22 protein-coding genes and 1 pseudogene are annotated in these 26,258 nt (G+C 35.5%); 21 read left to right on the forward strand and 2 right to left on the reverse strand.

Annotated elements, in window-relative coordinates; genetic code table 11:
• Positions 1 to 106 precede the first annotated feature (106 nt).
• The 15 genes and pseudogenes from BXU11_RS02395 to BXU11_RS02465 all read left to right on the forward strand — a co-directional run bounded on the left by BXU11_RS02395 (position 107) and on the right by BXU11_RS02465 (position 19,846).
• The gene (locus tag BXU11_RS02395) at positions 107 to 1,264 is read left to right on the forward strand and encodes a homogentisate 1,2-dioxygenase (protein ID WP_078210884.1); all 1,158 of its coding nucleotides are present in this window, start codon (positions 107 to 109) and stop codon (positions 1,262 to 1,264) included.
• 150 nt (positions 1,265 to 1,414) lie between these two features.
• Complete coding sequence (gene hppD / locus BXU11_RS02400; protein ID WP_024980676.1) at positions 1,415 to 2,575, forward strand: 4-hydroxyphenylpyruvate dioxygenase; 1,161 nt, start codon at positions 1,415 to 1,417, stop codon at positions 2,573 to 2,575.
• Positions 2,576 to 2,869: 294 nt separating this feature from the next.
• Positions 2,870 to 3,642, forward strand: a pseudogene (locus tag BXU11_RS02405) (DUF3108 domain-containing protein).
• A gap of 4 nt (positions 3,643 to 3,646) precedes the next feature.
• Positions 3,647 to 4,582, forward strand: coding sequence for a tryptophan 2,3-dioxygenase family protein (locus tag BXU11_RS02410; RefSeq protein WP_078210885.1), 936 nt, complete (start codon positions 3,647 to 3,649; stop codon positions 4,580 to 4,582).
• A gap of 88 nt (positions 4,583 to 4,670) precedes the next feature.
• On the forward strand, positions 4,671 to 5,891 hold the full coding sequence (locus BXU11_RS02415; protein WP_078210886.1) for a peptidoglycan DD-metalloendopeptidase family protein: 1,221 nt from the start codon (positions 4,671 to 4,673) through the stop codon (positions 5,889 to 5,891).
• A 120-nt stretch (positions 5,892 to 6,011) separates the two neighbouring features.
• Positions 6,012 to 7,661: a glucose-6-phosphate isomerase gene (pgi, locus tag BXU11_RS02420; RefSeq protein ID WP_078210887.1), complete on the forward strand. Its 1,650-nt coding sequence runs from the start codon at positions 6,012 to 6,014 to the stop codon at positions 7,659 to 7,661.
• 352 nt (positions 7,662 to 8,013) lie between these two features.
• Positions 8,014 to 10,797, forward strand: coding sequence for a TonB-dependent receptor (locus BXU11_RS02425; protein WP_078210888.1), 2,784 nt, complete (start codon positions 8,014 to 8,016; stop codon positions 10,795 to 10,797).
• Positions 10,798 to 11,316: 519 nt separating this feature from the next.
• Positions 11,317 to 14,658: a carboxypeptidase-like regulatory domain-containing protein gene (locus tag BXU11_RS02430; RefSeq protein ID WP_078210889.1), complete on the forward strand. Its 3,342-nt coding sequence runs from the start codon at positions 11,317 to 11,319 to the stop codon at positions 14,656 to 14,658.
• Between the two features lie 54 nt (positions 14,659 to 14,712).
• On the forward strand, positions 14,713 to 15,744 hold the full coding sequence (locus BXU11_RS02435; protein ID WP_078210890.1) for a fasciclin domain-containing protein: 1,032 nt from the start codon (positions 14,713 to 14,715) through the stop codon (positions 15,742 to 15,744).
• Between the two features lie 129 nt (positions 15,745 to 15,873).
• Entirely contained in the window at positions 15,874 to 16,296 is a 423-nt protein-coding gene (locus BXU11_RS02440) for a hypothetical protein (protein WP_078210891.1), read from the forward strand.
• A gap of 62 nt (positions 16,297 to 16,358) precedes the next feature.
• Positions 16,359 to 16,838: a septal ring lytic transglycosylase RlpA family protein gene (locus tag BXU11_RS02445; protein WP_024980684.1), complete on the forward strand. Its 480-nt coding sequence runs from the start codon at positions 16,359 to 16,361 to the stop codon at positions 16,836 to 16,838.
• Between the two features lie 106 nt (positions 16,839 to 16,944).
• Positions 16,945 to 18,027: a DNA polymerase IV gene (gene dinB / locus BXU11_RS02450; protein ID WP_078210892.1), complete on the forward strand. Its 1,083-nt coding sequence runs from the start codon at positions 16,945 to 16,947 to the stop codon at positions 18,025 to 18,027.
• A gap of 90 nt (positions 18,028 to 18,117) precedes the next feature.
• Complete coding sequence (locus BXU11_RS02455) at positions 18,118 to 18,633, forward strand: PAS domain-containing protein (RefSeq protein WP_078210893.1); 516 nt, start codon at positions 18,118 to 18,120, stop codon at positions 18,631 to 18,633.
• 76 nt (positions 18,634 to 18,709) lie between these two features.
• Positions 18,710 to 18,904, forward strand: coding sequence for a hypothetical protein (locus BXU11_RS02460; RefSeq protein WP_024980687.1), 195 nt, complete (start codon positions 18,710 to 18,712; stop codon positions 18,902 to 18,904).
• A gap of 42 nt (positions 18,905 to 18,946) precedes the next feature.
• Complete coding sequence (locus BXU11_RS02465; RefSeq protein ID WP_078210894.1) at positions 18,947 to 19,846, forward strand: histone deacetylase; 900 nt, start codon at positions 18,947 to 18,949, stop codon at positions 19,844 to 19,846.
• Between the two features lie 522 nt (positions 19,847 to 20,368).
• Here BXU11_RS02465 and BXU11_RS02470 read toward each other — a convergent pair.
• Both BXU11_RS02470 and BXU11_RS02475 read right to left on the reverse strand, forming a co-directional pair.
• Entirely contained in the window at positions 20,369 to 20,824 is a 456-nt protein-coding gene (locus BXU11_RS02470) for an HRDC domain-containing protein (RefSeq protein ID WP_078210895.1), read from the reverse strand.
• 11 nt (positions 20,825 to 20,835) lie between these two features.
• Positions 20,836 to 21,168: a single-stranded DNA-binding protein gene (locus tag BXU11_RS02475; RefSeq protein ID WP_024980691.1), complete on the reverse strand. Its 333-nt coding sequence runs from the start codon at positions 21,166 to 21,168 to the stop codon at positions 20,836 to 20,838.
• 221 nt (positions 21,169 to 21,389) lie between these two features.
• Here BXU11_RS02475 and BXU11_RS02480 point away from each other — a divergent pair, with 221 nt between their 5' ends.
• From BXU11_RS02480 to BXU11_RS02510, 6 genes are all read left to right on the forward strand, one after another.
• Positions 21,390 to 21,680, forward strand: coding sequence for a hypothetical protein (locus tag BXU11_RS02480; protein WP_078210896.1), 291 nt, complete (start codon positions 21,390 to 21,392; stop codon positions 21,678 to 21,680).
• Between the two features lie 316 nt (positions 21,681 to 21,996).
• Positions 21,997 to 22,200: a hypothetical protein gene (locus BXU11_RS02490; RefSeq protein ID WP_078210898.1), complete on the forward strand. Its 204-nt coding sequence runs from the start codon at positions 21,997 to 21,999 to the stop codon at positions 22,198 to 22,200.
• The gene (gene rhuM, locus BXU11_RS02495) at positions 22,201 to 23,169 is read left to right on the forward strand and encodes a RhuM family protein (RefSeq protein ID WP_078210899.1); all 969 of its coding nucleotides are present in this window, start codon (positions 22,201 to 22,203) and stop codon (positions 23,167 to 23,169) included.
• A gap of 34 nt (positions 23,170 to 23,203) precedes the next feature.
• Positions 23,204 to 23,635 carry an RDD family protein gene (locus BXU11_RS02500; protein WP_078210900.1) on the forward strand — a complete coding sequence of 144 codons (432 nt, stop codon included), beginning with the start codon at positions 23,204 to 23,206 and terminating at the stop codon, positions 23,633 to 23,635.
• A 51-nt stretch (positions 23,636 to 23,686) separates the two neighbouring features.
• On the forward strand, positions 23,687 to 25,225 hold the full coding sequence (locus BXU11_RS02505; protein WP_078210901.1) for a carbon-nitrogen hydrolase family protein: 1,539 nt from the start codon (positions 23,687 to 23,689) through the stop codon (positions 25,223 to 25,225).
• A 680-nt stretch (positions 25,226 to 25,905) separates the two neighbouring features.
• Complete coding sequence (locus BXU11_RS02510; RefSeq protein WP_024980695.1) at positions 25,906 to 26,253, forward strand: hypothetical protein; 348 nt, start codon at positions 25,906 to 25,908, stop codon at positions 26,251 to 26,253.
• The last annotated feature ends 5 nt before the right edge of the window (positions 26,254 to 26,258 follow it).

The raw sequence follows: 26,258 nt of genomic DNA on the forward strand, positions 1-26,258 counted from the left end.
TGGCAAGGTTTATTAGATTATCTGCAATTTCTTATTAAGAGAAATCCAGAATGATTGCACTATTTTTTAAGGAATACAATTAGGTTGAATCTAAATTTTTTAAAAAATGCCAATATATCATAAACTAGGAGATTTTCCTCAAAAACGCCACGTACAATTCGAGAAACCTAATGGGGGATTGTATTACGAGCAATTATTCGGTACCGAAGGTTTTAACGGCCATTCGTCACTATTATATCATGTACACAGACCGACTCAGGTCAAAGAAATACTAAATTCGTATTCAGTAGAACCCAAAATTGCTATCGGCAAAAACATCAAATCATTATTGCTAAAAGGATTTGAATTGTTACCCGAAAATGATTTCTTGGAAAGTCGCAAACCCATGTTGGTCAATAAAGATTGCACCATTGGTTTAGCTGCACCAAAAGAATCCTTGCGCTCTTATTTTTATAAAAACGCCGATGCCGATGAAATGATTTTCATTCACAAAGGAAGCGGAACCCTAAGAACAATGATGGGTAACATTCCTTTCGAATATGGTGATTATCTTATTATCCCTCGCGGAATGATTTATCAAATTGATTTTGATACTACCGAAAATCGCTTGTTTTATGTAGAATCTTTTGCGCCTTTCTATACACCAAAACGATACAAAAACGAATCAGGTCAGCATTTAGAACACGCTCCTTTTTGTGAACGCGATTTCAAATTGCCAACAGAGTTAGAAACGCACGACGAAAAAGGCGATTTCTTAATCAAAATCAAAAAAGAAGGTATGATGCACGAGGTGGTCTATGCCACGCATCCTTTCGACGTTATTGGTTGGGATGGCTATAATTTTCCTTACGGGTTTAGCATCCACAACTTCGAACCTATAACTGGTCGTGTGCACCAACCGCCACCAGTACACCAAACCTTCGAGACGGCTACTTTTGTAGTGTGTTCTTTTGTGCCTCGTTTGTACGATTACCATCCAAAAGCCATTCCTGCGCCTTACAATCACAGCAACATTGATAGCGATGAGGTATTGTATTATGTAGATGGCGATTTTATGAGCCGTAATAATATAGAACAAGGTCATATCACTTTGCATCCAAAAGGCATTCCTCACGGACCAGCACCAGGAGCTATGGAGCGAAGCATCGGTCAAACCATTACACAAGAACTAGCCGTTATGGTCGATACGTTTCGCCCTTTAATGGTTACCGAAGAAGCAATGGGTCTTGATGACGGACAGTACTACAAATCTTGGGTAGAGTAAAAAATAATTAAAATAATAAGGAGCTATTTCCTGCTGTACGCTATATCTGTGGCTCCGAACCTCGGAGCCACAGGATGCCGCTTCCATCAGGGCTAGGCTTTGAACTAATCAACAACATTTTCGGAAACCCCGAAACAAACAATATATACAATGGCAAAAGAAGTACAATCAGTAGAATACGGACTAGAAAAAATATTTGAAGGAGCACAAGATTTCCTTCCGTTAATGGGAACCGACTACGTAGAATTTTATGTGGGCAACGCCAAACAAGCCGCTCATTTTTACAAAACGGCTTTCGGATTTCAATCGCACGCGTATTGCGGGTTAGAAACAGGTTCAAGAGACAAAGTTTCTTATGTGTTAAAACAAGACAAAATTCGTTTGGTACTAACTACGGCGCTCAACAGCGAATCTCCAATTGGAGAACACGTAAAAAAACACGGTGACGGAGTTAAAATCGTGGCGCTTTGGGTAGAAGATGCTCGTAAATCTTTTGAAGAAACCACTAAACGTGGCGCAAAAGTCTATATGGAACCTACCGTAGAAAAAGACGAATTTGGTGAAGTAGTTCGCGCTGGAATCTATACTTATGGTGAGACCGTTCATATGTTTGTAGAGCGCAAAAACTATACAGGTGCTTTTCTTCCAGGTTTTGTAGAATGGAAATCGGATTATAACCCAACTTCTGTTGGTTTAAAATACATCGACCATATGGTAGGAAATGTGGGTTGGAATCAAATGAATGTTTGGGTAAAATGGTACGAAGACGTGATGGGCTTTGTAAACTTCCTTTCTTTTGATGACAAACAAATCCACACCGAGTATTCTGCTTTGATGAGTAAAGTAATGAGTAACGGCAACGGAAGAATTAAATTCCCAATCAACGAACCCGCCAAAGGAAACAAGCGTTCTCAAATAGAAGAGTATTTAGATTTTTATGAAGGAGCAGGTGTGCAGCACATTGCCATTGCTACCGATGATATTATTACTACTGTTACTGAGCTTAGAGCTCGTGGTGTAGAATTTTTATCAGCGCCACCTCATGCGTATTACCAAGCCATTCCAGAACGTTTGGGCGAACACATGAGCATGATGAAAGAAGATTTAGCCGTTATCGAAAAGCTAGCCATTATGGTGGATGCCGATGAAGATGGGTATTTATTGCAAATTTTTACCAAACCTGTTGAAGATCGTCCGACCTTATTTTTCGAAATAATTCAACGAATGGGAGCCAAAGGATTCGGTGCAGGGAACTTCAAAGCTTTATTTGAGTCCATCGAAAGAGAGCAACAATTGCGAGGAACGCTATAAAATTAAGTTTTTTTTGCATTATCAAAAAAAATAACCAAATAGAATGCTAATAATATACAAACGTTGTGTTAAACTTAATTTTATAGGCTAAAAAATATAAAAAGCCATTGTATCTTTGCAAAGCAAATGAGAGGGGTGGTTTCCTTTCATGGGTATTATAAATTTCATAATTTATAGTTTTTTGGTTAGTTAATAGCATAAAAACTCAGTCATTAATTTGACTGGGTTTTTTTGTTTTAATACATTTGGGCTCATTTTTGCTAGAGAATCTCTTTAAAGCTCAAATTATACAAAATGAGAAAACTCCTCCTCCTTTTTTTATTGTTCTTTATTGTGAGTTTCAATTCTCAAAATTCTTCATCTTTCGAGGCTGGCGAGTGGTTTAAATTTAGGATACATTATGGTTTTGTCAATGCAGGTTATGCAACGCTCGAAGTTAAAGAAGCTACGATTGGTCAAAAACCTGTTTTTCATGTAATAGGCAAAGGATATACTACGGAATGTCTCGTTTTTTCTTTAAAGTGGATGATTTGTACGAAAGTTATTTTGATAAATCAACGGGGTATCCGTACCAATTTGTCCGAAAAATTGATGAAGGAGGCTATACCAAAAATCAAGAAGGCTTTTTTAATCATTCAACTCAAAAGATACTGGTAAAGGATTATAAGCATAAAAGCGAAAAAACATTTTCTTTTCCAAAAGGCACACAAGACATTGTTTCTACTTTTTATTATCTTAGAAATTACCCTACAATAGATCAGTTAAAAGTTGGGGAATCTGTTGCAATTGACATGTTTTTTGATGACGAAACCACAAAGTTTAAGTTAAAATTCTTAGGCCGTGAAGATATTACCACTAAATTTGGCGTTATTTCGGCCATGATTTTTCGTCCTTTAGTACAATCGGGTCGCGTGTTCAAAGAGCAAGAAAGCTTAACCGTTTGGATTTCAAATGATAAAAATAAAATTCCTTTGCGCATTAAGGCTGAACTAGCCGTTGGAGCTATTAAAGCGGATTTGGATGCCTATAAAGGATTAAAACACCCATTTAAAGTTAAATCAAAATAAACGAATGATTATTTCAGAAAATACCACCACCCTTTTAGAAGAAATTGATCAAAAATTTAAAGCCATTCAACAAAAAACCGATACACATTTAGAGGGTTTGTTGTGGTCTAAGCCCATTACTTATTGGGATTATATACAAACGGATGCCTTGTTGAACTTACAAACGCAACGTACTACTTTGCCTGATGAAATGGTGTTTATTATGTACCATCAAGTCAATGAATTATTGTTCAAAATGATTCTTTGGGAAATGCAGCAAATTTCATATACTGAAAATATTCAAACCGCTTTTTTTACCGAAAGGTTAATGAGAATTAGTCGTTATTTTACCATGCTCACCACTTCATTTGATATTATGGGTGACGGAATGGAGGTAGAGCAATACATGAAATTTAGAAATACCTTGACGCCAGCAAGTGGTTTTCAAAGTGCACAATATCGAATGATTGAATTCGCTTCGACTGATTTAATCAATTTAATTGATGCAAGGTTTAGAGCAACGATTGACCGAAACACGCCTTTTGAGCATGCTTTTGATCATTTGTATTGGCAAGCAGCGGGTAAGGATCACAAAACAGGCGAAAAATCATACTTGTTATCCGAGTTTGAAAGAAAATATAAGACCTCGTTTTTGGCACAAATGAAGGAGTACAACACCATCAACTTGTGGCAAAAATTCAAGCAATTACCTCTTGAAGATCAGCAAAATCCTGAATTGGTCAAAGCCATGCGCGAATATGATTTTACCGTGAATGTTACTTGGGTGATGCAGCACTTAAACACGGCCAAAAAGTATATCGAATCAAGTGGTCTTGGTGATGGAGAAGCTACAGGCGGTAGTGATTGGAAAAAATATATGCATCCAAAATACCAAAGAAGAATATTTTTTCCAGAATTATGGAGTGCTGAGGAATTGGCCAATTGGGGAGTAGAAAATTAATCGTATATTAGTAAATAATGAATTGCTTGGCAGTTACAAGGATTGTTTACAGTCCGATTTACAAATAATTGAAAAAATAATCATAACATTGAAACGTTTCGCAATACTTTTATTATGTGCACTTGCTTTTTTTTCCTGTGAAAAAAAAGATAAGGTTTGGTCTGAAATCAAAACAAAACCGATTCCTAAAAAAACAGAATTTGGGTTTAACTATGCTGATTTCAATGTGTTGAATGACACCTTAAAAAGTGGTGATACGTTTGGAACCATTCTTCAAAAACAAAATATCGGAAACAAAAAGGTTTTCGAAATTGTGGCGCAAATAAAAGACACCTTTAGCGTACGTTCTATTCGAAATAACAAACCATATACACTTATTCGTTCTAAGAAAAAGACCAAAGAGTTGATCGCATTTATCTATCAACCCGATGCGCGTCAATATTATGTAATCGATTTAAGGGACTCTATCGCAAAGGCCTATAAAAAAACAAAACCCATTACCATCAAACGCAGAACCATTGGTGGTGTGCTGAAAGGATCGCTTTCAGAAACCCTCGACACCTACAAAGTAGAAGGTGGATTGGCCTCGAGAATTGCTAAAATTTACGCTTGGTCCATTGACTTTTTTAAGTTAAAACGAGGCGATCGTTTTGCCATCACTTTTACGGAGCGATTTATTAACGATTCTATTTATGATGGTGTCGATAGCCTAGAAGCTTCTTTCTTTGAGTACAAAGGGAAGATTATTTACGCTTTTCCATTTGTGGCCAATGCTAATTCTAATCGAATTGAGTACTATAGTGAAGAAGGGAAGGGCTTGAAAAATTTCTTTTTGAAAACGCCAATTAAATTCAGTCGATTGACCTCTCGTTTTACCTCGAATCGCTTTCACCCGGTTCAATTACGATGGAAAGCGCACAAAGGAACCGATTATGCGGCGCCACATGGAACTCCAATTACCACAACGGCAGCAGGTGTAGTAGAACAAACCGGTTACACGGCTGGAAATGGTAATTTTGTAAAAGTAAAACACAACGGTACTTACGCCACACAGTATTTGCACATGTCTCGAATTTTAGTTCGAAGAGGTCAGCGTGTAACGCAAGGACAACCGATAGGATTGGTGGGAAGTACAGGTTTGGCAACAGGCCCGCACGTGTGCTATCGTTTTTGGAAGAATGGTGTGCAAGTTGATCCATTACGCTTAAAATTGCCTAACGGAGAACCACTTACAGGTGCAACTAAAGACCGTTTCTTTAAGCAAATCAAGCCTTTAAAGTTTGAATTGGATAGCGTTGCGAATCTTTAAGTGGCAGGTATTTTATGATAACGTTTTCGTAATTTATCTTGGCATTAAAGAAAGCTTAACAAGCTATTTAAAGTTAATTGCTTAATTTTACATGCATTAAAATGTATTAAATAAAAGCATATGGCCTTACATACAATCAATCCAACGACCACAGCGTCTTGGGAGAAATTACAAAAACATTTTTCGGAACAACAAACCCTTACACTTCAAGAATTGTTTCAGGCGGACAGCAATCGTACCGATAAATTTAACATCAATTGGAATGATTTTTTACTAGATTTTTCCAAAAACAATATCAACCAAGAAACGGTAGCCCTTTTACTTGAATTGGCTAAGGAATGTGGTTTAGAGACTGCTATTTCTGAGTATTTTGGTGGAGCATTGATCAATCAAACCGAAAACCGTGCCGTACTTCATACAGCATTACGTGCAAAATCAGATGCTGTAATAAACGTAGAAGGAGTAAATGTTATTCCAGAAGTGTATGAAGTGAAAGCAAAAATAAAATCCTTTACGAACGAAGTTGTTTCAGGAATCCGAAAAGGGTACACTGGAAAAACCTTCACAGATATCGTAAACATTGGTATTGGAGGCTCTGACCTTGGGCCAGTTATGGCGGTTGAAGCGTTACAATTTTATAAAAATCATCTCAAGGTTCATTTTGTATCTAATGTAGATGGCGATCATGCGAATGAGGTGATCAAAAAGTTAGATCCAGAAACTACTTTATTTGTAATTGTTTCAAAAACCTTTACTACACAAGAAACGTTGACCAATTCTGAAACTATCAGAAAATGGTTCTTGCAATCAGCGACACAAGAAGATGTGGCTAAGCACTTTGTTGCCGTGTCAACCAACTTACAAAAAGTTACGGAATTCGGAATCAATCCTGACAATGTTTTTCCAATGTGGGATTGGGTAGGAGGTCGTTTTTCTTTGTGGAGTGCGGTAGGTTTGTCTATCAGTTTAGCGGTAGGATATGACAACTACGAAGCTTTACTTGATGGTGCTCAAGATATGGACGAGCATTTTAAAAACACAACTTTCGAAAACAACATTCCTGTAATTTTAGGAATGCTAAGTGTTTGGTATAACAATTTTTATGGAGCAGAAAGTGAAGCTTTGATTCCGTACACACAATATTTACAAAAATTAGCCCCTTACTTGCAACAAGGAACGATGGAAAGTAATGGGAAAAGCGTAGGTCGCGATGGTAAACCTGTGAACTATCAAACGGGAACTATTATTTGGGGTGAGCCAGGAACGAATGCGCAACACGCCTTTTTTCAATTAATTCATCAAGGAACTAAATTGATTCCTTCTGACTTTATTGGTTTTGTAGAACCTTTGTATGGCGATTGGAACCATCACGATAAATTAATGTCCAATTTCTTCGCGCAAACAGAAGCGTTGATGAACGGAAAAACCGAAGCTCAAGTACAAGCTGAATTCGATAAACAAGGACTTTCAGCCGAAAAAGCAGCGGCATTATTACCATTCAAAGTATTTACAGGAAACAAACCTACCAATACTATTTTGATTCAAAAATTAACGCCAAAATCCCTTGGTGCTTTAATCGCAATGTATGAGCACAAGATTTTTGTACAAGGTGTGATCTGGAATATTTTCAGTTTTGACCAATGGGGAGTGGAATTAGGAAAACAATTGGCCAATTCAATTTTAGAAGAAATTGAAACGGAACAAGTGAAAAACCACGATAGTTCAACTTCATTTTTATTGAATCATTTTCTTAAGAATAAGAAGAAATAATACGAAATAAATTATTTTCAAAAGTCTCGACAGGTTTTCTGTTCGAGACTTTTTTTTTAATGTCATTATAAAAAATAAATCGAAAATCATTTTTTAGTTTTTTTTAAGAGTTCTGATTCCCAATTTTATATGTGAACCATAAAATAATTTGCATGAAAAAGTACTTGGTGGAATTTAGACTTAATTTTTGCTTCAATACGCTGTTAATTTAACATAAAACACTGGCAATGTATTAATAATACGTGTTTTAAGATAGTGTTAACTCTAGTTAATCTTAGCTTAACATTGCAACCCTTTTAATGGCTGAATTTTGCAAAAAATTAATTTTTAAAGAAAACAACACAAAAAAACAATGAAGGGAATTAAGAATTATGTGCTATTTTGCATGATGTTTTTTGCATTTTCAACGGCATTTTCACAAGGGAAAATTACAGGAAAAATTAAAGATAATGATGGTTCTTTACCAGGAGCTAACATTGTAATTAAAGGATCGCCAATAGGAACAACAACTGATTTTGATGGAAGTTTTGTTTTGACTACAACGGCAAGTACTGGGGAATTAGTTATTTCATTCCTTGGTTTTGAAACCAAGACTGTTCGTTTTTCAGTTTCCAATGGAGCTACTAAAGATATCGGAACGATTGTGTTAACTTCAAATTCTAATGAGCTAAAAGAAATTATCGTAAAAAGTTCCGTGATTGATGTAGCCAAAGACAGAAAAACACCAGTTGCGGTATCAACAATTAAAGCCGCTGAAATACAAGAGAAATTAGGGTCTCAAGAATTTCCTGAAATTTTAGCCAACACACCTTCAGTATACACTACTAAAGCTGGTGGTGGGTTTGGAGATTCTCGAATCAATATTCGTGGATTTGATCAAAGAAATATCGCCGTAATGGTAAATGGTATGCCTATTAATGATATGGAAAATGGCGCAGTTTACTGGAGTAACTGGGCAGGTTTGTCTGATGTAACTTCGGCCATGCAAGTGCAAAGAGGTTTAGGGTCTTCTAAATTGGCCATCTCTTCGGTTGGAGGAACTATAAATGTAGTAACTAGAACTTCAGACATGAAAGAAGGAGGGTCTTTGTTTACAGGATTTGGTAATGATCTATACTTGAAATCAACGGCTAGTTATTCTACTGGGGTATTGGAAAATGGTTTATCGGCTTCTGTATTGTTTAGTCGTACTTCTGGAGATGGTTATGTGGATGGAACAAAATTTGAAGGGTATAATTATTTTGTGGGTTTAGGTTATAAAACCGCTAATAAAAAACATGATATTCAATTTACTTTTACAGGAGCGCCTCAATGGCACAACAAGAGAAATACAGCACCTACTATTGGAAGCTACTTAAAATATGGTGCAAACGGGCAACCGGATATTAAATACAATTCTGATTGGGGATACTTAAATGGTGAGGAATTTAGTTTTAGTACCAACTATTATCATAAACCTGTAATGTCTGTTAACTGGGATTATGACATTAACGAGACCACTAAAATGTCCGCGGTAGTTTATGGGTCTTTTGGTCGTGGGGGTGGAACCAATGGTACAGGTGCCATTGCTGGAAACAGACAATTTCATGATGCGTTGCGAACGCCAGATGGTTTAATTAATGTAGATTTAATCCAAGCGTACAATTCAGGTCAAACTGTAACTATTGGAGGAAAAACGTATACAAGAGCGCAAGTAAATGGTGCTTATGAAAGTAATAGTTCAACGGCTAATAATGCTACCAACGGAATTAGCCAAATTTCTAATGTTAATTCACACAACTGGTACGGTGGAGTAGTGAATTTGAATAAGAAATTGTCGAAAAATTTCACGCTCGATTTTGGGGTAGATGCAAGAGCTTACCGAGGAATGCATTACCAAACACTTTCTAACTTGTTGGGGTCTGATAGATATGCTGATAATAGCAATGTAAATAATGTGAACGCTTCTGGAGTTCAAATTCCTAATTTAATTTATAATACAGTTTCAACTAAACCAAGTTGGAATCCATTTTATAGTGAAAGTAACCAACCAAAACTTGGTTTCAATAATGATGGATTGGTGAAATGGTATGGCGCTTTTACGCAATTAGAATACAGTAATGATAATTTGACGGCTTTTGTTCAAGGAGCTGTTTCGCAACAAGGATTTAGAAGAGACGACTACTTTAAATATAGTTCATCTTCTGATTTATCTTCTACAGCTTATGAAAATATTTTAGGTGGAAATGTTAAAGGGGGAGCCAATTATAATATCAATGAGCAACATAATGTATTTGTAAATGCAGGATATTATTCGAAACAACCTTTCTTTAATGCCGTTTACCCAAACAATGCTTCTTTAGTTAATGACAATCTAACCAATGAAAAAGTTGTTGGATTGGAAGCTGGTTATGGTTTTCGTTCTCGATTTTTTAATGCCAATGTAAATGTGTATCATACTACTTGGAAAGATAGATATCAAAGAGCTTCAGATCAAGCTATTGATAATCAAGGAGGGTATTATGATTTCTCAGGTATTACACAAGTACACACAGGTTTTGAGTTAGAAGCCAATGCAAGAGTGACACCAAAACTAAAAGTAAATGGTATGTTTTCTATTGGAGATTGGAAATATGACGGGAATAGTGAAAGCAGACGATTTGATATCTCCAATAACCCTATTGGTGGAGGATCAACAAGTACTTTGTATTTAGATGGTGTAAAAGTTGGTGATGCTGCACAATTGACCGCTTCTATTGGAGCGACCTATGAGGTTTTGGAAAGGTTTACGGTAGATGCCAACTACAGACATTCAGACCGTTTATATGCTTCTATTTCTCCAGACAAGTTTACACTAGCCGATAACAAAGGATCATTGCAATTGCCTTCTTACGGTTTGTTGGATATGGGAGTATCTTATAAACTATTGGTTGGAAAACATAATGACAAATCATTCAACTTTAGATTGAATGTAAACAATGTTTTAGATAAAACGTACATTGCTGAATCAAGAACCAATATTTTTGCTAATGATATTGCTTCAGGCGGAAAAACCTATGAAGAATTAGGCAGAACCTATCAAGGTGTAGCCGATGGAAACCAAGTATTCTTTGGTTTTGGTAGAACTTGGAATTTTAGTTTACGCTACAATTTCTAATACACCGTTATATATTTTCAAACCACCTCATTCGGGGTGGTTTTTTTTGTGCTTTATTTTTTATGCCTATCATAGGATGCTGTTTATATAATTGGTAGACAAGGGTAATAGTAAAATGGACAGAGCGTTTTTTATTGCGGTTCACTAAATAATAGTAAGGTTTGGTTGTTATATTTTTTGTAAAAATTAACAGGTAGTAAGTAGGTAAAAACATGATTTTGCTAAAAGTTAAAATTTATTTTGTAATAAATTTACTCTTTATTTATGTTTTATTTAAGGTTAAGAGAGGCTTTTGGCTAGCTTTTAGGCTATTAAAGCCTTTTGAAATGTTATGATTTTAACAAAAATGTATTTTTTGAATGAAAAAAGAGTGTTATTTTTTATTTTTTAACGCAATCAGTATAATAAAACCAATTGTCTGTAAATTAGGGAGTCATGGATATTATGTTAACGTTAAGTTAACATAAGATAGTGTTAAAAGTTGGAATTTTGCTCCAAACTTAATACATTAAATCAAAAATGAAAAAAATCACATTTATTGTTATGTTTTTCCTATCCCTAGTTGGATATTCTCAGGTTACTAGTTCTTCTATTACTGGTTTCGTTAAGAGTAATTTAGGAGAAAGACTACCAGGGGTGACTGTACAGGCAGTACATACTCCTACAGGTACCAAATATTATGCAGAAACGGATGGAGCAGGAGGTTATTCATTGCCAACCGTTAGACCTGGAGGGCCTTATACTTTAAAAGTTTCCTATTTGGGTTACAAAACATCAGAAATTACAGAAATTAATGCGCCACTTGGAAACACTGCTAGTGTTAATATTGTACTTTCTGAAGAAATGAATGCATTGAAAGAAGTAGTTGTTACCAGATCAGATAATGGTGCTTTTTCAAAAAGTAGGACAGGAGCTTCTCAACAATTTTCTAACAGACAATTGAATGCCGTTCCTGTTATTGGAGCTCGTTCAATAAACGCTATTACGAAGTATAATGCAAATGCTGGAAGTGGAGGGACTTTTGGTGGGCAAGATTCAAGATTAAATAACTTTACTATTGATGGATCTGTATTTAATAATGGCTTTGGATTGGGTAGTGATGCTCAAGCTGGAGGTAGAACAGGATCTACCGCCATATCATTAGATGCGATCGAACAATTACAAGTAAATATTGCTCCATTTGATGTAAGACAAACTGGATTCACAGGATCTGGGATTAATGCTGTTACTAGAAGTGGAACAAATGAAATTGAAGGTTCTGTTTACAATTCTTTCAGAAGTAATAAGAGTAGTTTTGTAGGGACAAAGGCAGGAGAGGTTAGAATTGTACCTGCGACTTTTGACGAAACGATTTGGGGAGCAAGATTGGGAGCTCCAATCATTAAAGATAAATTATTCTTTTTCGGAAATTTCGAAACGATTGATAATACGAGCCCAGCTACAAACTGGACTTCAACGAACTCTCCAAATGGAAGTGCTCAAGTTTCTGCGCCTACTTATGAGCAGATGCAAACGCTTTCTAATTTTATGCAAGAAAAATTTAATTACACTACCGGACCTTGGGAAAGATTTGATTCTAAGAAAGAATCTAAAAAATTCCTTGGAAGATTAGATTGGAATATTAATGATGATCACAAACTATCGCTTAGATATGTACATAGTAATTCATCGGCAGATCAGTTGGTTTCAGGTTCTAACTCTTTAGGGTTTGGGAATAGAACTTCAAATGTAAATGCCATGTCTTTCAAAAATAGTGGCTATGTAATTGAAGACAATACTAGGTCTATTGTTCTACAATTAGATTCTAAATTATCTAAATCATGGAGTAACAATTTTATTGCAGGATATGATAAACAAATTGAAGATCGTTCACTTCAGGGAGGTGGTTTGTTTCCGACTATAGATATTAAAAATGGAGTAGCTATTCCATCAGGAGGTTACACTGTAGGTAACTTAACTTACATGTCTGTAGGTTTAGATCCTTTTACTCAAGGGAATAAATTAAATTATTCTACACTTCACTTTACAGACAATGTAACAAAAACCATTGGTAAACATACCTTGTTATTTGGAGCCAATTTTGAACACTTCAAGTCCGAGAACTTATTCTTCCCAGGTTCAAATGGGGTGTATATATTCAATTCGTTAGAAGAATTTTACAATGCAGCGAATGAATCTCTGGCTCTTGGGGGTGCACCATCTAAAACAAATTTGCCAGTTAGAACTCAGTTTAGATATTCTGCTCTTCAAGGTGGTGCTGAACCTTTACAAGTTTTAAAATCAAACAAAATTGATTTGTATATTCAAGATGAAGTAAAAGTTAATGAACAATTTAAATTTGTTTATGGCTTACGTGCAACAGCAGTTTCATTCAGTGATACGGCATTAGAAAATCCTGCTGTAACAGCTATGACATTTGCTAATGGTGAAAAATTCAATACTGGTGAAATGCCAAAAACACAATACTTATTTGAACCAAGAGTTGGTTTTAATTTAGATGTAACAGGAGATGCTACGACTCAACTTAGAGGAGGAACTGGTATTTTTACAGGAAGACCGCCATTTGTGTTTTTATCTAATTCAATTGGTAACAATGGTGTTTTAACTGGTTTTGTTGATGCTAGTGATGCTTCAGTTGGAGCAGGAGGTTACGGATTTACGGCTAACCCTTCTCAGTATTTTACTCCTTCTACCCCTACGTTACCTTCTACTTTTGATTTAGCTTTTACAGCAAAAGATTATAAGTTTCCACAAGTTTGGAAAACTACGGTTGCTATAGATCAAAAATTACCTTTTGGTTTTGTGGGTAGTATAGAAGGGATTTTCAGTAAAAACATTAATGAGGTGGGCTATTACAATGCTAATTTAGCAAATCCAGTTGGAACTATTGCAGGACCTGATAATAGACCACTTTATGCTGGTAATGATAATGGGGTAAGAATTAACAATAATGTTTCGAATGGAATCGTATTGACAAATACCAATCAAGGGTATTTTTATTCGACTACTTTCAAATTAGAGTATCCATATAGAAATGGTTTGTGGGGATCTTTTGCCTATACACATTCTGCTGCTTATGATTTGCTTTCTGCTGGATCTGTGGCTTCAGGTTCATGGACAGGAGCTAGATCTATAAACGGAAATAATGACTTGAAATTAAGTTTGTCTAATAACAATACACCTCACCGATATGTAGGCATTATCGGATACAAAATTGATTATGGTACCAAATATGGTGGTTCAACATCCATTAACATTGGATATATTGGCGAGCAAGCCAATCCATTTTCTTATTCTTATGGAGGAGATTTAAATGGTGATAGAGTAAATGGAAATGATTTATTGTTTGTACCATTGAAAGCGACAGACTTACGTTTTTCACCAATTTCTCAAAACCTTGGAGGCTCTTCAATTGTATTATATACTGAGGCACAACAACAAGAAGCTTTTGAGAAATACATTGAACAAGATCCTTACTTATCTAAACACAGAGGTCAATATGTAGAAAGAAATTCAAACGTACTTCCAATGTTGCATAAAATTGATCTTTCTGTAACCCAAGATTTTTATTTAAATATCGGAGGCAAGAAAAATAGTTTCCAATTTAGAGCTGATATTTTAAATTTCACCAATTTATTGAATAGAAACTGGGGTATTTCACAACGTGCAACGGCTACAAATATTTTATCTGTAGCTCAAGCTCCAAGTTTATCTAATAATTATACTCCTTTTTACAATATGGCGTTGCAAACAGATAACCAAGGAAAAAGGTTTTTAGCTAAAGATACTTTCCAAAAAAATGCCTCTGTATTTGATGTTTGGCAAGCACAATTTACTTTAAGATATACGTTTGGTAAATAACCAATATAATAATTAATAGACATACATTTAAAAAAATCATAAAATAATATAATCATGAAACTTAAAAAACAAATCCTATATTTCGCTTCGATATTTGTATTGATATTGTCTACAATTTCTTGTACAGATGACACAAAAGAAGTAGTAAAACTTTCTTCAATTGTTGAGATAGCTAAAGCTGATCCTGCTAATTTTAGTATACTTGTAGATGCTTTGAAAAAAACAAGTCTTGATGTTACTTTAGGTAATCCAGGTTCGTTTACTGTATTTGCTCCTACTAATGCAGCGTTTACAGCTGCGGGATATACAAGTGCCACTATTAATGCTTTAGATCCTTTAGTACCAGCAGATGCTATTAAAATTGCAGATTTAAAGTTAAGATTACAAAATCATGTAATTGGTATAGGAACACGTGCAGATGATTTAGTTGCTGGTGGCTATTTCAAAACATTTGGATTTTTAAAAACCTCTGCTGCAGCTACTTCAGGAGCTAATTTGAGTGTTTTCATTAACAAGACAGCGGCAGATGTTTTAATCAATGGAGGTAACACTAACGGTGGAGCAAAAGTAACCAAAGCGGATATCGATGCTAGTAATGGTGTTCTTCATGTAATTGATAATGTTTTATCTTTGCCTACTATAGTGAATCAAATTGCAGCTAACCCAAGTTTGTCTTCTTTGTTGAATACTGTTAAAAGTGCTCCTCAGGCTACAGTTTTAGCAACTTTAACTGCTGCTACTGGTGCCGCTCCTGTAAGTGTTTATGCTCCAAATAATGATGCATTTACAGCAGCTTTGGCAACGGGAGGATATTTAGTAGGGAAAACAGATGCGGATATTACGAAAATATTAAACTATCATTTAGAGAAATCAAATAGAGTAGCAGGATCTACAACTGCATTTTCTACTTCAGCAGATGTTACAGTTAACACTTTGTTTACTCCTAATACGCTTGTATTAACAAGATCTACTTTGAAAATTGTAGATAAGTCAACTCCTGCGGTTAATGCAAATGCTAGAGTTTTAAATATTCAGGGAACAAACGGTTCAATTCAAATAATTGATAAAGTATTGCAATCTTTATAGTTAAAAGCTATTGTTAAAAGTAACCCCCAAAGACAAGTGTTTTTTGGGGGTTGTTTTTTTATAGTTATTTTACTGATTGATTTTTTTACCCCATTTTTTCTTATATTTGACATTCAAAAAAAATATTCTATGTACGAATTTATACAAAAGTTTCATTCTGGTTGGGCCTATTTGGTGTTGTTAATTTTAGTGTTTGCTGTGGTGAATGCTATCATAGGTTTTACAGGTAAAAAAGCATTTACCGCTAAAGATCGTAAAATTGCTTTATTTGCACTTATTTTTACTCATGTTCAATTCTTAATCGGACTAGTGATCTATTTCATTTCTCCTTTAGGTTTAAAAGCTTTCGGGCAAATGGCAGACAAAGCCTTGCGTTTAACTTCTTTAGAGCATCCTTTAATCAATATCATTGCCATTGTTTTGATTACCATTGGTTGGTCTAAACATAAAAAACTTACCGATGCATCTGCACAGTTTAAAACATTTGCTGTGTTTTACGGCTTGGGTTTACTCCTAATTTTAAGTAGGATACCTTGGGCTTTGTGGCTTTAATTTTTAAAACAACTGGAGCGATTCAGTACGTTTTGAATTAGTATTAATTTAAATGAGTTTACATGAAAAAATTATTAGCCGTTCTCTTCGTATTTGCTTTAATTCTTTTTGGATATAGCCAAAACAATACGAAAGAGAAAGTATCCAGTACTAAAGACAGCATTAAAAAAGAAAAAATAAATCCTTTATTGACCGGCTTGTTAAAAGATTCCTTGTTTGACCCGACAGTTAAGTATGTGTTGTACAAAAAGAACGGTCATGCTTCGTATTATGCTGATAAGTTTCATGGTCGTAAAACGGCAAGTGGTCAGCGTTTTGATATGCATAAATTGACAGCTGCTCATAAAAAAATTGCTTTTGGAACCAAAATTAGAGTAACCAATGAATCCAATGGAAAATCGGTTATTGTTGAAGTGAATGATAGAGGGCCATTTGTAAAATCAAGAGAAATTGATTTATCTAAAAAAGCATTTATGGCTATTGCCTCCTCTAAAGCTGCTGGATCTATGAAAGTAACTATTGAAACTATTATCAAAAAATAGTTATATTATATGGCATTAAAATTAAGGTAACCTAGGATTTAAAATTCTAGGTTTTTTTGTGGTTGCTAGTGACGCTCTCTTTTCATTAGAATAAAATATTTCAAGCATGGACACAAGTTTTTCAACACGTAAAATTATTCATATTGACATGGATGCTTTTTATGCATCCGTGGAGCAAATGGATAATCCAGCGTTGCAAGGAAAGCCAATTGCAGTCGGTGGTAACGAAAATAGAGGTGTCGTTTCAGCAGCGAGTTATGAGGCTCGTAAATTTGGTGTTCGTAGTGCTTTAAGCGGCGTATTGGCCAAAAAATATTGTCCCGATTTAATTTTCGTACCTCCACGTTTTGATCGATATAAAGAAATTTCCAAACAAATACAGGCCATTTTTTATGATTATACAGATCTGGTAGAACCTCTTTCTTTAGATGAAGCCTACTTGGATGTAACGGTAAATAAAAAAGGAAATCCAAGTGCGACTTTAATTGCTTCAGAAATTCGTTCTAGAATTTTATCCGAAGTTGGTTTGACAGCTTCAGCCGGAATTTCAATTAACAAGTTCATCGCAAAGGTAGCTAGTGACTACAATAAACCTAATGGTCAAAAAACAGTTAGTGGTGCTGATATCATTCCTTTTTTAGAAAACTTACCGATTCATAAATTTTATGGAGTAGGTAAAGTAACTACCGACAAAATGTATCAATTAGGAATATTTACAGGTTTAGATTTAAAAAATAAAACGCTCCCTTTTTTAGAAGATCATTTTGGTAAATCAGGTAGTTATTATTTTAATGTCGTTCGGGGTATTCATGATAGTCCAGTGCAATCCTCGCGTATAACCAAATCTGTTGCTGCAGAGCATACGTTTGATGTGAATCTATCCTCTGAAATTTTTATGGTAGAGAAATTGAAAAGTATTGCCTTACAATTAGAGAAACGACTGCGGAAGTCCAATATATCAGGAAAGACCGTGACCTTAAAAATAAAATACAGTGATTTTTCGCAACAGACCAGAAGTAAAACGTTACCTTATTTTGTTTCAGATCAAAATTTGATTTTAGATATTAGTAAGGAACTTTTGTATCAAGAGCGTTTAAAAGATTCTGTTCGACTGCTTGGTATTGCGTTAAGTAACCTTAATACGGAACAGAAAAAGGCCGTATCTATACAATTACAGTTTGATTTTTAATATTGTACAAGCCTCAACAAGAGTTAAATGCACTAATTTGTAGCCATACGTTTTAAAAATCAACTATTTTTGGAGCCTAATACAGTTATTATGGTACATATTAAACACTACGAAAACGCAAAAGCTAGGTACTTTAGTACTTTAGATTTAAAAGTAACTTCGATGGTTTCAATGAGTTTTCATGGAGAGTTTATAGAAACCGTTAAAAATTCTTTTACTGATTTTAATCGATTACAACGTATTTTGCCCAAAAATACAGAGGTAGTTGCTACGGAAATGTTGAGAGACTCACTTTTAGAAGATGTTGTTATTCTGACTAATGACAAATTAGAGATAGTTTTTGCTTCCAACAATCTTTTGAAAATGAATGGTTATACCGAAAAGGAAGTACTTGGAAATAGTCCCAAAATGTTTCATGGAGCGAAAACAAATATGAAAACCTCTAGAGAAATACGTGAAAAAATCAATAATTGTCTCCCCTTTGAGTCAAAAGTAATCAATTATAAAAAAAATGGTAAAACCTATGACTGCTTAATCAAAAGTTATCCAATTTTTGATGCCAAAGGAAAATTGACTCATTTTATTGCTTTAGAAAAAGCCTTTTAATTTTTTCGTTAAAATTTATTTAGAATTAATAAAAACAAAGTATCTTTGTCGGTGAATTTTAGTCTACCACACCAACATGAGTAAGAAAGACAAAGAAAAGGACAAGAAAAAAGGCAAAAAAGAAAAGAAAGACCAAAAGAAGAAAGCGCTTTTGGCTAAAATCAAAGTTGCCGAAAACTGCAAGTCAAAATGTTGCGGAAAATACGAGAAAGGCGAAAACAAACGTTGCGGTCGTTGTCCTATGTTTGATTTGATTAAAAAAGTAGCGTAATTCTAAAATTGCTACTACATTGCACACTCAACTGAGTGTTTTATGTTTTTTATTGCCAACCATCCCATTTACAACCATTCACTACCCGAAGGACATCGTTTTCCGATGCTCAAATACGAACTGCTTCCTAAGCAGTTACTCCACGAAGGGACAGCAGAACCTAATGATTTTTATTCCCCTGAACCTATTGATTTATCTTTAGTCCATGCTGTGCATACACCAACTTATGTTAAGGCTCTAACCGAATTGACTCTCGATGCCAAAGCCATTCGTAGTATCGGATTTTCACTTTCTGCAGCGTTGGTCGAGCGAGAGTTGCGTATTGCACAAGGCACAGTTGTAGGTTGTAATCACGCGCTGGAACACGGTATTGCTTTTAACATTGCTGGTGGAACTCATCACGCATTCTCGAATCGTGGAGAGGCTTTTTGCTTACTCAACGATCAAGCGATTGCAGCTCAGTATCTCATCAATCAGAAGAAGTGCCATAAAATCCTCATTGTAGATCTCGATGTACATCAAGGCAATGGCACAGCAGAAATCTTTCGAAATAATACGGATGTCATTACTTTTTCAATGCATGGTCAAAGTAATTATCCTTTTCGAAAAGAAATTTCAGATTACGATATCCCTTTGCCAGACAAGATAGATGATTCAACTTATTTGGCCATTCTACAAGAAACACTTCCAGAATTACTCAGCCTCCATCGTCCCGATTTTGTTTTTTACTTAGCGGGTGTGGATATTTTGGGTACGGACAAATTAGGGAAATTAGGGTGTACTTTAGAAGGATGTAAAGCTCGAGATAGCTATGTTTTAGGTCTTTGTAAATCTTTGGGTATTCCTGTACAAGTGAGTATGGGTGGCGGTTATTCTCCTGCGATTAAAACCATAATTGAGGCTCATGCTAATACGTATCGAGTAGCGAGAGGGTTGTATTAATTTGCTGAGAATTTTAAAACATATAAGGCATTGAAGTTTTGATTAAAGCTTTTTTGAATCATATAAGGCAAATAAGAGCAAATAAGAGCATATAAGTTTTGGTATAGCATACAACAATTGCACTACTTTTGCTTTGTGAGTCTTAGTGGCTTCTTCGTGTTGCTTTGTGGTAAAAAAATTAACCGCAAGGACGCAAAGGCGCAAAGTTTTAAATAATTAATTCTTTAAATTGTGTGAAATCTTTGTCTAAAGTTTAACCGCAAAGCACGCAAAGATTATCGCAAGGCTCGCAAAGTAATAAAACAAATAAGGACATTTAAGTTCCATTAAAATCCGTTGCATCCGTTTTATCCGCGACATCCGTGGCCAATAATTAACCACAAAGTTCAAAAAACACATAATATTAAACCATAAAAGGCATCAAGAACACTCAAGCTTTTGTTCAGCCTTTTATGTCCTTAAATGCCTTCTATGGTTTTGAAAAATTCCGTGCTTATAGAAAACTTAAATGGCTTATATATTTTAAATTAATTCTTCCTGATTTAGAGGTATGTTTTCTAATAGCTGAATGATTTCTTCCGCATACTGTTGCGTTCGTTTTTCTCCAAATCCTTTAATCCATTGAAAATCGGAACTCGTTTTGGGATGTTGCACGGCTATTTGAATCAGATGGCTGTTGTGACAAATTACAAATGGTTTTACACCATTCGTTTTGGCTTTTTCGTTGCGCCATTTTTTCAAGTGTTCAAACCTATCGATTTGGTCTTGGGTTAGGTCGGTGAGTGACGCTTTTTCCTGAGACGCAAGATTGATTTTTTCTTTATAGTGCAACAAAACCGACCAATAGCTCGCATCGGATTCGATGAAATGAGTATCGGATTGTACCAATTCTACCGAGGCGATAAAATCATTAAGTTGTTGCTGGTCGTGCGCCAAATGAGGAGCATCTACCCGAACGGAAAATACCTGTACATTCATAGCTCCGGATTTTATTTGCCCATCAAAAGGATTTCATTCACTATCACTTCAGTGATGTAGCGTTTCTCCCCGTTCTTGTCTTCGTAACTGCGGTGAGTGAGTTTGCCTTCGATGGCTACTTCCTTGCCTTTGGTCACGTATTTCTCAATGATGTCGGCTGTTTTTCCCCAGGCACTTACTTTGTGCCATTCGGTTTGTTCTACTTTGTCTCCTTTGTCGTTGCGGTAAGTGTCGTTGGTAGCGATAGTAAGATTGGCTACTTTTTTACCTCCGTCGAAGGTTTTGATTTCTGGTTCGTTTCCTACGTGACCGATTAATTGTACTCTGTTTTTCATTGCATTCATGGCGTGTAAATTTAAAAGTTAGGCATATAATTAAAATGTTCGTGTCGGATGAGCAACAAGGTCGTTGTTTCATTTCGACAGGGCAAAGATGCGGTGCCGATTGATAATTAGTCGGTTGCATCCCATTTACTTTCGGTTGTAATTGTTTGTAACCGTTTGTAAATGGAATTTTTTGAGTATATTTGATACATAACAGTGCTAATAATGAGATAATTGTAATAATGAAAAAAGTAATACTATTAATTTTAGTTTTTATTTTAGGCTGTTCGCAAGAAAGGAGTGAAATTGAGACTATTGAAATAATGTCTTATTTCTACAACTTGAACGATACTAAAACAGAATTTAAAACTGAAACGGTTTTTTACTCTATAATTGACAAAGATGGAAATGTCGAAACAGTTCAAAAAACACCATTCTCCAAAAAAGAATATTTTTATTTTAAATCAACTGTTGGCAGCGAAATAATTGATAAAATATTTTTGAATAGTAAAGACAAAAAGGAGGGATTTTAAAATGATAAAAGTAAAAACCCTACTATTGAAATCTCTTGTGGACCTACAATTAGAGTAAAAATAAAATTTAGAAATCACCAAGAGATTACATTTAATACATCCGATTTTAAAACTAATTCCAAGTATAATGATTTTATAGCATTACAAAATTTAATAGAGATTAAATATGCTGAAAAGAATTTTATTACAATTGAGGATGCTACAGAGTTAAATAAAAATTTGAATGCTTTTAAGAAGTATTCTTTAAATAAAGATACATTAAGATTGCCTTTTCCGCCAATGCCAAAAAAGAATCCGATAAAGTTTACCAAGTAAAATGACAAAAAAACAAATACTTCATAGAACAACTTCAATTGAGAATCTAAGAGGAATGACTGTAAACGAAAGGCTTTATGCTTGTGGTTTAATAGATGAGTTTGACAAAGCAATGCAGTCCGATAAAGTTTTAGCAAAAAAAATACTAACGTACTTACTCGTTGATGAAGCATCCATCGAGTTAATTTTAAATTCAAAACAATAAATGGACCATAAAGTAGAAATTTATAAAACTTCAGAAGGTACCGAGGTATTGGTTCAGTTAGAAAACGATACGGTATGGTTAAATCGTCAACAATTGTCTCTTTTGTTTGGCAGAGACGTTAAAACAATTGGAAAGCATATCAATACAATTTTTAAAGAAAAAGAATTAGAATCTCATTCAACTGTCGCAAAATTTGCGACAGTTCAAATGGAGGGAAATAGAAAGGTGGAAAGAGCGGTTGAATTTTATAATCTAGATGTAATTATTTCATTAGGTTATCGAGTGAAATCGCAACAAGGCGTTAGATTTCGTCAGTGGGCTACCCAAAGGTTAAAAGATTTTTTGATTAAAGGATATGCAATAAATGAAAAACGACTGAAACAAAAGCAACAAGAAGTAGAATTTCTAAAAACGGGACTTCGAATAGTTAGTAGGGCCCTAGAAGAAGCCGCTAATGAGTACGAAAAAGAAGTCTTTCATCAATATGCAAAAGGGCTTGCATTACTTGATGATTACGACCATGAGGAATTAGATAAAAGAGGATATACAATAAAAGAGACCATTTATCCTGACTACAACGATTATATTGGACTTATTAATCTAATGTATTCAGATTATGACTCTTATGTTTTTGCAAAACAAAAAGACGATAGTTTTCATAGTTCAATAAATCAAATTAAGCAAAGTTTTGGAGGTACGGAATTGTATCCATCTATTGAAGAGAAGGCAGCTAATTTACTTTATTATATTACTAAAAATCATTCATTTGTTGACGGGAATAAGCGTATAGCTGCTGCATGTTTTCTTTATTTTTTAAAACAAAATAATGCGTTGTATAATAGTAAAAATGAAGTAATAATTTCGAATGAGACATTAGCAACGCTTACACTTTATATCGCGAATAGTCATTCTGAAGAATGCGAGGTGGTAAAACAGTTGACAATAAGTGTGTTAAATAGAAGTTTATAAAATCAGATGGAAAAAGTTAAAATCAAAAAAATAAATGGAGAACACAAATTTAAAACCAAATCTTACTAAGCGTTTTTTGGCAGGGCTCATTGATTACGCAATTATTTATGCTTTTTTCTATGCATTTATCTCAGTATTTGGTGAACCAAACGAGGAAGGTGGTTATTCTGTAACAGGTTTTCTGGCCCTAGTTCCAATACTATTTTGGTTTCTTTTTTTAGTGGTATTGGAAACCGTTTTTGGTGCTACTTTAGGAAATTCAATTGTAGGGTTACAACCAAAATCGTTGACAAAAAACAAAGGTGAACTTTCATTGGGTCAATCTATAAAAAGACACGTATTAGACCCAATAGATATGTTTCCTTTTGGATTGCTTGCAATAATGGCGATAAAAAATACAGATAGGAATCAACGTTTAGGAGATATTTGGGCTAAGACAATCGTCGTGGAAGCGAATCAAAATTAAATCACGTCTAATAAAAAACCAATTCACTAACCCCCTAAAACCCCACTACAAATGCAAACGAAAATCAAAAAAGTAGAATTGCGCAATTTGGCGTTTGAGGATTATAAACAACTCAAAAACTCGATGGTGGAATCCTATCCCGAAATGGCCGATTCCTATTGGCGTTCCGAGGATATCGAGCGATTATTGGCTATTTTTCCCGAAGGACAGTTGGTGATTTTGGCCGATGGAAAAGTGGTGGGTTCGGCCTTGTCGTTGATTGTAGACGAAAAATTGGTCGACAAACGCCATAATTATTTGGAGGTCGTAGGCAATTATTCGTTTTCGACCCACAATCCGTTTGGGGAGATTTTGTATGGCATCGATGTCTTTATTCATCCTAATTATCGCGGCTTGCGTTTGGGACGCCGTTTGTATGACGCGCGCAAAGAATTGTGCGAACAACTCAACCTCAAATCAATTGTTTTTGCGGGACGAATTCCCAATTACGGGCAGTATGCCGATAAAATGTCGCCCAAAAAATACATCGACAAAATCAAAAGCAAGCAATTGCACGACCCCGTATTGTCGTTTCAGTTGAGCAACGATTTTCACGTGTTACGCGTCATCAAAAATTATCTAGTAGGCGACGAAGATTCGAAGGAATTTGCCGTTTTGCTCGAATGGAACAACATTTATTATGACGAAAGTCCCAAGCTCATCAATACCGAAAAATCGGTGATTCGGCTAGGGCTTATTCAGTGGCAAATGCGCTCGCTCTCCAATCTCGACGCCTTGTTTGAACAATCCGAATTTTTTATCGATGTGGTCTCGGGCTATGGTTGCGATTTTGCGTTGTTTCCAGAACTGTTCACCGCGCCTTTGATGGCCGATTACAATCACCTCACCGAGGCCGAAGCCATACGCGAATTGGCCAAATATTCAGACCCTATCCGCAAGCGGTTTCAGGAGTTTGCCATTTCGTACAACATCAACATCATCACGGGAAGTATGCCGTATTTAGAAGGCGGAAATTTGTATAATGTTGGGTTCTTATGCAAGCGCGACGGGACTTTTGAGATGTATGCCAAAATTCACGTTACGCCCAACGAGGTGCAGCATTGGGGAATGAAAGGCGGCTCCGAAATCAAAACCTTTGATACCGATTGCGGAAAAATAGGCGTGATGATTTGCTATGATGTCGAATTCCCAGAACTCTCCCGATTAATGGCCGATGAAGGGATGAATATCTTGTTTGTGCCCTTCCTGACCGATACGCAAAACGCCTACACCCGAGTCAAACATTGTTCCCAAGCCCGAGCCATCGAAAACGAGTGTTTTGTCGCCATAGCGGGATGTGTGGGGAATTTGCCCAAGGTCAACAATATGGATATTCAGTATGCGCAATCGGCGGTGTTTACGCCCTCGGATTTTGCGTTTCCGAGCAACGGCATCAAAGCCGAAGCCACGCCTAATACTGAGATGACACTGATTGTCGACGTCGATTTGGATTTGCTCAAAGAGCTGCACGAACACGGCAGCGTCCGCATCCTCAAAGACCGAAGAACGGATTTGTACGAAATAAAAAAGATAAAAAACGGAGAAAAATAGTGAAGGGGATTATTTAGGAACAGGCACAAAAGGCTTTTCAGGAAACATCGTCCCGCTATCCGCTATATCTTTTTTCTAGACCTGACAGGTTTTAAAAACCTGTCAGGTCTAGAAAAAAAGGATGCCGCTCCTATCGGGGTTAAAGAGTAACAAGGGGGATTTTTGGAATGAGAAGTTTGATTTTCTGTGAAGTAGACCTACAAGGTTTTGAAAACCTCGCAGGTCGAGTAGTGCTAGAATAAGTTTTTGTCACTGGATTTCCTGCAAGGTTTTTTTCAAACCTTGTAGGTATGATTAGTAGCAAGAAACGATTGATGAGTGATTATGAATAATCAATTGCGTCTCGCTTTAGCGAGATGATATGATTGTAAATTATAGATAGGCTTTAGCCAAAATGTACTATGATTTTGGCTAAAGCCCAATACAAAACGAAATGTAAAGAATGGGCTAAAGCCCATTCCTATTCAAATTTTGCAACAAAATAGTAGGTATAAATTAAGAAACCAAAACAAACACAAAACCCCTGTTCCCTATGTAGCCCTGATGGGAGGGAATATCCTTTTTTGACCCGATTTTTCTCGGGGCAAAAAAGATAGGAAGGACAGCAGGAACCAATACTGACAAATAAAGCCTTTTGCTGGGCTCCAAATAGATAGAATTATAACTTAAATCGTATACGAATGAAAACCTGCCTAGAATGTGGTGAAAAAATTGTAGGTCGCGAGGACAAGAAATTTTGTAGTGACAGCTGCCGAAATGCGTATAACAACAAAATCAATAAAGATAGCACCAATTATATGCGTAACATTAACAATAAGTTGCGCAAAAATTACCGAATTTTGTCAGAATTAAATGTAGAAGGTAAGTCCAAAACTACCCGTGCCAAGTTGATGAGCAAGGGTTTTGATTTTGAATTTTTTACTTCTATCTTGCACACTAAAACAGGAAATACCTACTATTTCTTGTATGACCAAGGTTATATGATTTTGGAAAATGACTATTATATGCTAGTCAAAAAAGATATTTAAAATAC

The sequence above is a fragment of the Flavobacterium sp. LM5 genome (assembly GCF_002017945.1).
GTDB lineage: Bacteria > Bacteroidota > Bacteroidia > Flavobacteriales > Flavobacteriaceae > Flavobacterium > Flavobacterium succinicans.

Coding starts and splice junctions, on each gene's coding strand:
- hppD (WP_024980676.1), top strand. CDS start 1,415: ATGGCAAAAGAAGTACAATCAGTAGAATACGGACTAGAAAAAATATTT.
- BXU11_RS02505 (WP_078210901.1), top strand. CDS start 23,687: ATGCAAACGAAAATCAAAAAAGTAGAATTGCGCAATTTGGCGTTTGAG.
- BXU11_RS02455 (WP_078210893.1), top strand. CDS start 18,118: ATGGTACATATTAAACACTACGAAAACGCAAAAGCTAGGTACTTTAGT.
- BXU11_RS02465 (WP_078210894.1), top strand. CDS start 18,947: ATGTTTTTTATTGCCAACCATCCCATTTACAACCATTCACTACCCGAA.
- BXU11_RS02490 (WP_078210898.1), top strand. CDS start 21,997: ATGACAAAAAAACAAATACTTCATAGAACAACTTCAATTGAGAATCTA.
- BXU11_RS02500 (WP_078210900.1), top strand. CDS start 23,204: ATGGAGAACACAAATTTAAAACCAAATCTTACTAAGCGTTTTTTGGCA.
- BXU11_RS02440 (WP_078210891.1), top strand. CDS start 15,874: ATGTACGAATTTATACAAAAGTTTCATTCTGGTTGGGCCTATTTGGTG.
- BXU11_RS02435 (WP_078210890.1), top strand. CDS start 14,713: ATGAAACTTAAAAAACAAATCCTATATTTCGCTTCGATATTTGTATTG.
- pgi (WP_078210887.1), top strand. CDS start 6,012: ATGGCCTTACATACAATCAATCCAACGACCACAGCGTCTTGGGAGAAA.
- BXU11_RS02425 (WP_078210888.1), top strand. CDS start 8,014: ATGAAGGGAATTAAGAATTATGTGCTATTTTGCATGATGTTTTTTGCA.
- BXU11_RS02430 (WP_078210889.1), top strand. CDS start 11,317: ATGAAAAAAATCACATTTATTGTTATGTTTTTCCTATCCCTAGTTGGA.
- BXU11_RS02445 (WP_024980684.1), top strand. CDS start 16,359: ATGAAAAAATTATTAGCCGTTCTCTTCGTATTTGCTTTAATTCTTTTT.
- rhuM (WP_078210899.1), top strand. CDS start 22,201: ATGGACCATAAAGTAGAAATTTATAAAACTTCAGAAGGTACCGAGGTA.
- BXU11_RS02470 (WP_078210895.1), bottom strand. CDS start 20,824: ATGAATGTACAGGTATTTTCCGTTCGGGTAGATGCTCCTCATTTGGCG.
- BXU11_RS02475 (WP_024980691.1), bottom strand. CDS start 21,168: ATGAATGCAATGAAAAACAGAGTACAATTAATCGGTCACGTAGGAAAC.
- dinB (WP_078210892.1), top strand. CDS start 16,945: ATGGACACAAGTTTTTCAACACGTAAAATTATTCATATTGACATGGAT.
- BXU11_RS02395 (WP_078210884.1), top strand. CDS start 107: ATGCCAATATATCATAAACTAGGAGATTTTCCTCAAAAACGCCACGTA.
- BXU11_RS02460 (WP_024980687.1), top strand. CDS start 18,710: ATGAGTAAGAAAGACAAAGAAAAGGACAAGAAAAAAGGCAAAAAAGAA.
- BXU11_RS02480 (WP_078210896.1), top strand. CDS start 21,390: ATGAAAAAAGTAATACTATTAATTTTAGTTTTTATTTTAGGCTGTTCG.
- BXU11_RS02410 (WP_078210885.1), top strand. CDS start 3,647: ATGATTATTTCAGAAAATACCACCACCCTTTTAGAAGAAATTGATCAA.
- BXU11_RS02510 (WP_024980695.1), top strand. CDS start 25,906: ATGAAAACCTGCCTAGAATGTGGTGAAAAAATTGTAGGTCGCGAGGAC.